Origin of the sequence: Pantoea sp. SIMBA_079 (genome assembly GCF_046940275.1) — a bacterium.
Lineage (GTDB): Bacteria > Pseudomonadota > Gammaproteobacteria > Enterobacterales > Enterobacteriaceae > Pantoea > Pantoea borealis.
This window is the reverse complement of sequence record NZ_JAWRYR010000867.1, coordinates 1-239: the sequence shown is the minus strand read 5'-3', so window position 1 is coordinate 239 and position 239 is coordinate 1. Positions and strand designations below refer to the sequence as shown.

General features: G+C 53.1%; 1 protein-coding gene. It reads right to left on the bottom strand.

Annotation, left to right across the window (positions count from 1 at the left end; genetic code table 11):
• On the bottom strand, positions 1–239 hold a 239-nt coding region (locus SB719_RS22400), incomplete at both ends, for an amino acid permease (RefSeq protein WP_412160067.1).

Sequence of the window (239 nt, the reverse complement as noted above, 5' to 3'; positions counted from 1 at the left end):
GCAGCGTTACCAGCAAGTAAACGCCCAGAGCGGAGAGAACCGCCAGCAGTGTCGCTTTGCCAACATCACGTTTATTACGCGCACGCGCAGAAACAACCACGGCACCTTCCACACCAATGAAAACCCACAGGGTGATCAGCATGGTGTTTTTCACCTGTTCCCAAACGGGTACGCCAAGTGCAAGTCCGGTGAAGTCGAGCTTGAAGGTATCCAGTTTGAACATCATCATCGCCAGCACA